General features: G+C 63.7%; 6 protein-coding genes. 4 read left to right on the top strand and 2 right to left on the bottom strand.

Annotated elements, in window-relative coordinates; genetic code table 11:
- Positions 1 to 1,478, bottom strand: a 1,478-nt coding sequence (locus ABR948_RS27370) for a preprotein translocase subunit SecA (RefSeq protein WP_490337854.1), incomplete at its 3' end; no start/stop codon positions are given.
- Positions 1,479 to 2,049: 571 nt separating this feature from the next.
- On the opposite strand from ABR948_RS27370, the gene ABR948_RS27365 reads away from it, so the two are divergent.
- From ABR948_RS27365 to mutT, 3 genes are all read left to right on the top strand, one after another.
- On the top strand, positions 2,050 to 2,958 hold the full coding sequence (locus tag ABR948_RS27365) for a peptidylprolyl isomerase (RefSeq protein ID WP_428124067.1): 909 nt from the start codon (positions 2,050 to 2,052) through the stop codon (positions 2,956 to 2,958).
- Between the two features lie 98 nt (positions 2,959 to 3,056).
- A complete protein-coding gene (argJ, locus tag ABR948_RS27360; protein ID WP_428124065.1) occupies positions 3,057 to 4,340 on the top strand; it encodes a bifunctional glutamate N-acetyltransferase/amino-acid acetyltransferase ArgJ in 1,284 nt (427 codons plus the stop codon).
- Positions 4,341 to 4,445: 105 nt separating this feature from the next.
- A complete protein-coding gene (mutT, locus tag ABR948_RS27355; protein WP_428124063.1) occupies positions 4,446 to 4,856 on the top strand; it encodes an 8-oxo-dGTP diphosphatase MutT in 411 nt (136 codons plus the stop codon).
- Positions 4,857 to 4,993: 137 nt separating this feature from the next.
- Here the strand turns inward: mutT and ABR948_RS27350 are convergent, their stop codons facing one another.
- Positions 4,994 to 5,842, bottom strand: coding sequence for a class I SAM-dependent methyltransferase (locus ABR948_RS27350; protein ID WP_428124060.1), 849 nt, complete (start codon positions 5,840 to 5,842; stop codon positions 4,994 to 4,996).
- A gap of 99 nt (positions 5,843 to 5,941) precedes the next feature.
- Here ABR948_RS27350 and ABR948_RS27345 point away from each other — a divergent pair.
- A partial coding sequence (locus ABR948_RS27345; protein ID WP_428124058.1) for a ComF family protein occupies positions 5,942 to 6,420 on the top strand: 479 nt, incomplete at its 3' end.

Below are 6,420 nucleotides of genomic sequence, written 5' to 3'. Positions count from 1 at the left end.
GCGTTGAGGATCGCGAACACCTTGGCCTTCGAGGCGCCCTCATCGCCGGAATACAGGGCCGCGAACGCGTTCGGATCGGAGAAGTCGTGCTGCTCCCAGCCATGCTGGCGCAGCATTTCCGCAAGCTGCTCGGATTTTTCGATCGAGGTCGAGCCGACCAGCACCGGCTGGCCGCGCGCTTTGCAGTCTTCGATCAGCGCGAGGATGGCGCGGAATTTTTCCGCCGACGTGCGATAGACCTCGTCATCGTCGTCGATCCGGACCATCGGCATGTTGGTCGGGATTTCGAGGACTTCCAGATTGTAGATGTCCATGAACTCGTCGGCCTCGGTCGCCGCCGTGCCGGTCATGCCGGCGAGCTTGTCGTACATGCGGAAGTAGTTCTGGAAGGTGATCGAGGCCAGCGTCTGGTTCTCGGGCTGGACCTGGACGTGCTCCTTGGCTTCCAGCGCCTGGTGCAGGCCTTCCGAGTAGCGGCGGCCCGGCATCATGCGGCCGGTGAACTCGTCGATGATGATCACCTCGTCGTCGCGGACGATGTAGTCCTTGTCACGGTTGAACAGCGAGTGCGCGCGCAGCGCCTGGTTGATGTGATGCACGACCGAGACGTTCTCGACGTCGTACAGCGATTCGCCCTTGAGCTGGTCGGCCTCGCGCAGCAGCGTCTCGATCTTCTCCATGCCGGCTTCGGTCAGCGCCACGGTGCGCTGCTTCTCGTCGACGTCGTAGTCGGACTTGTCGAGCCTCGGGATGAAGGTGTCGATGGTGTTGTAGAAGTCAGAGCGGTCGTCGAGCGGCCCGGAGATGATCAAGGGCGTGCGCGCCTCGTCGATCAGGATCGAATCGACTTCGTCGACGATCGCGAAGTAGTGACCGCGCTGGACCATGTCCTCGAGCCGGTACTTCATGTTGTCGCGCAGATAGTCGAAACCGTATTCGTTGTTGGTGCCGTAGGTGATGTCGCGCGCATAGGCCTCCTTGCGCTCGGAATCGTCGAGGCCGTGGACGATGACGCCGGTGGTCAGGCCGAGAAAACTGTAGACCTGTCCCATCCATTCGGAGTCGCGCCGGGCGAGATAGTCGTTGACGGTGACGACATGGACGCCCTTGCCGGCCAGCGCATTAAGGTAAACCGCCAGGGTTGCGACCAGCGTCTTGCCTTCGCCGGTCTTCATCTCGGCGATATCGCCTTCGTGCAGCACCATGCCGCCGATCAGCTGCACGTCGAAATGCCGCTGGCCGAGGGTGCGCTTGGCCGCCTCGCGCACGGTGGCGAAGGCCGGCACCAGAAGTTCGTCGAGGGTCTTGCCGCCGGCAAGAGCCTGGCGGAATTCGCCGGTGCGCGCTTTCAGCGCTTCGTCCGACAGGGCCGCGATCTCGGGCTCAAGGGCGTTGATGGCATCGACGCGGGACTGGTATCCCTTGATCCGCCGATCATTGGGAGAGCCGAAAAACTTGCGGGCGAGCGCGCCGATCATGCCAAATTCCTGCTTTTTCGGTTCGGCATTGCAGCCGTGAAGTGGTCCACCAGGTTGCCTATCAACTCATCGTGACGCATCGCGGGCCGGTCCCGAACCGGGAGCATCCGCCAAATGAGTGGGAATTCGGCAATCCAAGGTTCAACGGCCAAAAACGCAGCCAAATACGCGCCTTCGCCATTGCCCCGGCTGGGCAGAGATATGGCTGGGCCCGGGGCTTGTCAACGGCGGCCAGACCGCGGCCAAGGCTGCCGATTTGAAGCCCCGGCAGCGGTTGCAGCACGCTCAAAACAGGGGGCTCACATCGACAGGCGGTCCTGGGAACCGGCATTTTCAGGTGTACCTCGTATGTTTCCGAAAATTGGTGTCGGCGGGTGCCGCGAGGGATCGCGAACTTGCGAAACGGGGCACGCTACCTGTCAAGGATTTCATCATTTTGACAGACTTTTCGCGTTGCCAATCTCACATGATTGGGCGAGTGTCCCGCCGCCTCGAACAGCCTTGCTCGAACAGCCTTGGCACCGCCTTGGCACCCCAGATCGCCACACGACTTTGAAGATAAGGATTTTCCATGACCTCTTCGTCATCCGCAGCGAAATTCGGCCTTCGCGACCGCCTCGCCTACGCCGCCACCGGCTGTCTCGCCATGGTCTTGCTGGCCGGCCAGCCGGTCTGGGCTGAAGAAGCCAATCCGGTGCTCGCCAAGGTGAACGGCGCCGAAATCCGCCAGAGCGACGTCGCGCTGGCCGAGGAAGAACTCGGCCCCAGCCTCGCGCAGATGGATCCCGCGACCAAGAAGGACAATGTGCTGGCGTTCCTGATCGACATGAAAATCGTCGCCAAAGCCGCCGAAGCCAAGAAGATCGAGGAACGCGACGACTTCAAGGCCCGTCTCGCCTTCACCCGCAACCGGCTCCTGATGGACAATCTGCTGGCGGTCGAAGGCAAGGCCGCGACCACCGAAGACGCCATGAAGAAGGTCTATGACGACGCCTCCAAGCAGATCACCGGCGAGCAAGAGGTTCATGCCCGTCATATCCTGGTCGAGACCGAGGACGAGGCCAAGGCGATCGAGGACGAGCTCAAGAAGGGCGCCGATTTCGCCGAACTCGCCAAGAAGAAGTCCAAGGATCCCGGCGCGTCCGACGGCGGCGATCTCGGCTTCTTCACCAAGGAACAGATGGTGCCGGAATTCTCCACCGTCGCCTTTGCGCTCGAGCCGGGCAAGATCTCCGATCCGGTGAAATCGCAGTTCGGCTGGCACATCATCAAGGTCGAGGAAAAGCGCAACCGCAAGGCGCCCGACTTCGAGCAGGTCAAGGCCCAGATCGAGACCTATGTGACGCGCAAGGCGCAAGCCGATTACGTGGCGAAGCTGCGCGAAACCGCCAAGGTCGAACGCATGGATCAGCCCACTGAGGCAGCCAAGCCGGACGCAATGAAGCCCGCCGACTCCAAGATGGCTCCGTCGAAGAAGTAAAAATCTGCTGTCACTTCTTCGACGCCAATAGTATTTAGAATTGTGATGGCCGGGCTTGTCCCGGCCATCTTATTTTCTCCTGGTCTCGGAATTTACCCATGTCATCAGCCGTCTCCCCGCTCGCCCCGACCGAGGTCCCCGAGATGCCCGCGATTGCGGGCGTGAAGCTTGCGACCGCGGCGGCGGGTATCCGCTACAAGGACCGCACCGACGTGCTGCTCGCGGTAATGGACAAGGGGACCGCCGTCGCCGGCGTCTTCACCCGGTCGAAATGCCCGTCCGCGCCGGTGGAATGGTGCCGCGCCAAACTCGGCGGCGGAAAATCCTCCAAGGGAAGTTTCAAGGGAAATTCCAAGGGAGGTTTTGCCCGCGCGCTGGTGGTCAATTCCGGCAACGCCAACGCCTTCACCGGCAAGACCGGGCGACAATCCACCGCGCTGACCGCCGCGATCGCCGCCAAGGCGCTCGGATGCCGCCCCGCCGAGGTGTTTCTGGCCTCCACCGGCGTGATCGGCGAACCGCTCGACGCGACAAAATTCGACGGCGTACTCGGCACCTTGGCGGGGCAGGCCGTGCCGGGCGAATGGATGAACGCGGCCAAGGCGATCATGACCACCGACACCTTTCCGAAAGTCGCGACCGCGACCGTGAAACTCGGCAAAGCCAGGGTCACGATCAACGGCATGGCTAAGGGCGCCGGCATGATCGCGCCTGATATGGCGACGATGCTGGCGTTCGTGTTCACCGACGCGCCGATCGCCGCCGGCGCGCTGCAATCGCTGCTCAAAAGCGGCGTCGAAGACACCTTCAATGCCGTCACCATCGACGGCGACACCTCGACATCCGATACGTTGCTGGCGTTTGCGACCGGCGCCGCGGCCGACCATGGCGCGCCGAAAATCAGCCGCGCCGGCGACCCCCGCCTGAAGGCCTTTACAAAAGCCTTCAACGCCGTGCTCGCCGATCTGGCCGAACAGGTGGCGCGCGACGGCGAAGGCGCGCGCAAGCTGGTCGAGATCATCGTCGAGGGCGCGGCCTCTAAAGCTTCCGCGCGGAAAATCGCGATGTCGATCGCCAATTCGCCGCTGGTGAAAACCGCGATCGCCGGCGAGGACGCCAATTGGGGCCGCGTGGTGATGGCGGTCGGCAAGGCCGGCGAACCCGCCGACCGCGACAAGCTGTCGATCTCGTTCAACGGCATCCGCGTCGCCAACCGTGGCGCGCGCGATCCGTCCTATGACGAGGCTGAGGTTTCAGCCGCGATGAAGAATCCGAAGATCCAGATCAAGGTCGCGCTCGGCCTCGGCAAAGGCCGCGACCGGGTGCTGACCTGCGACCTCACCAAGGAATATATCGCGATCAATGGCGACTACCGGTCGTAAAGCCCTGCGGCGGGGCTGGCTGGAATTGCCGGCTTAACATGGTTAATAAATCCTGAACGGTTCGAAGAATCGTCAAGATCGATCCTCCAAAAGCGCTTGCGGCGTATGGCAGACTTCAAACTCACCCTCGTGGTCGCCTGCGCGCTGGTCGATGCCGACAAGCGGGTGCTGATCGCGCAGCGGCCGCCGGGCAAGGCGCTGGCCGGGCTTTGGGAATTTCCCGGCGGCAAGCTCGAGCCGGGCGAGCGGCCGGAACAGACGCTGATTCGCGAGCTGTACGAGGAAATCGGCATCACCGTGAAGGAGGCCTGTCTCGCGCCGCTGACCTTTGCGAGCCACGCCTATGAGAATTTTCACCTGCTGATGCCGCTCTATATCTGCCGGCGCTGGGAAGGCGACGCCATCGCGCGCGAGGGCCAGACCCTCGCCTGGGTCCGCGCCAACAAACTGCGCGATTACCCGATGCCGCCGGCCGACATTCCGCTGATCCCGCATCTGATCGATCTGCTGATGTGATGCGTAGCACCCACGATCGTCATGCGCGGGCTTGACCCGCGCATCCATCAATCTTCAAAAATTATGCGAAGCGAGATGGATTGCCGGGTCAAGCCCGGCAATGACGATTGAGTTATCGCGCCGCGTCCGGGACAAGATCAGTCGTGCTTCACGCCCCTCACCGCCTCCGCCAGTCCCGCTTTCGCCGATCCCGGCTTCAACGGCTGCTGCTGGCTCTCATGCGGCGCCCAGCCTGACAGCCAGATCACGTCGAACGTCGCGCGGATGCGTCCATCCGAATCGGCGAAGCGTTCGGCGTAAATCTGTGCCATCCGCAGCAACGTGGCGCGGCGGGTCGGCGTCCGCCGCCGCTCGACCAGGACATTGGTCGCGCCCATCCTGCGCAAATCCTGCATCAGCGCGAACGCGCTGTCATAGCGCACCACGACGCGGTCCACATCGGTGACCGGCAACGCAAAGCCCGCGCGCTGCAGCAGCGCGCCGACATCGCGCAGATCGGCGAACGGCGCCACGCGGGGTGACACCCCGCCCTCGCATTCCGCCTCCGCGGCCGCGAAGGACTGACGTAGTTCGCTCAACGTATCGCCGCCGGTCATCGCCGCCAGCAACAACCCATCGGGCCGCAACGCCCGCCTGATCTGCGCGAGCACGCCGGGCAGATCGTTGACAAACTGAAACGCCAGCGCGGAAACAACGAGATCAAGCGATTCCGCCTGCAGGCTGAGAATTTCTTGCCCGGATTGATCCGGATCGATCTGCGCGACAGACTTGAACCGGTCGCGTGACGGCTGTCGCAGGATTTCGCCCGGCGACCAGACATCCGCGACATCTGAAAAATCCCGCAGCACCGCGTGCAGGCGCTCGTCCATATCCTCGGCGACGCGGTCGAGCAGGAAGGTCGCGGGCTCGTTCCGCAGCGCTCGATTCTGGCGCGCGCGCAGCAGCGCGCGGTCGAACAGGATGGGTGCGGTGGTGGGGTTGGCCATGGTGCTTTGGTAGACTTGCGACCCATTTTTGACAACATGGCGCGCGCCCCGCGTCAATGCCGGCTTGAGCCCCGCACGCCACAGCGCTAGCCTCCGCCCATGGACGCTGATACTTCACCATCCCGCTCCATCACCTCTCACCTGCGCGGCGCGCTTCGCGTCGCCCGTGGCGCGTGGATGAACACCGCGCGGCTGGCGCTCGACATCGCGTTGCCGACGCTGTGCGTGGCCTGCCGCGAACCGGTGCACGGTGACGGCGTCTGCGCCACCTGCTGGGCCAAATTGTCGTTCATCGCCCCGCCGTTTTGTCCGCGGCTCGGGATACCCTTCATCTACGATCCCGGCCCCGGCATGCTGTCGATGGAGGCGATCGCCGATCCGCCGGCCTATGCGCGCGCCCGCGCCGCGGTGCGCTACGACGACGTCGCGCGCACGCTGGTGCATGCGCTGAAATACCAGGACCGGACGGATCTGGCTCCCGCGATGGGGCGCTGGATGGCGCGCGCCGGGCGCGAATTGCTGGCGGAGGCCGATGTGCTGGTTCCGGTGCCGCTGCACTGGAAGCGCGGCTGGAGCCG

Source organism: Bradyrhizobium sp., from assembly GCF_050014615.1.
In the GTDB taxonomy this organism is placed as follows: domain Bacteria; phylum Pseudomonadota; class Alphaproteobacteria; order Rhizobiales; family Xanthobacteraceae; genus Bradyrhizobium.
The sequence above is the reverse complement of the archived record's forward strand: the minus strand, read 5'-3'. Positions and strand labels throughout refer to the sequence as shown.

Bases quoted from the DNA above. Each gene is read 5' to 3' on its own strand.
- ABR948_RS27365 (WP_428124067.1), top strand. From the start codon at position 2,050: ATGACCTCTTCGTCATCCGCAGCGAAATTCGGCCTTCGCGACCGCCTC.
- argJ (WP_428124065.1), top strand. From the start codon at position 3,057: ATGTCATCAGCCGTCTCCCCGCTCGCCCCGACCGAGGTCCCCGAGATG.
- mutT (WP_428124063.1), top strand. From the start codon at position 4,446: ATGGCAGACTTCAAACTCACCCTCGTGGTCGCCTGCGCGCTGGTCGAT.
- ABR948_RS27350 (WP_428124060.1), bottom strand. From the start codon at position 5,842: ATGGCCAACCCCACCACCGCACCCATCCTGTTCGACCGCGCGCTGCTG.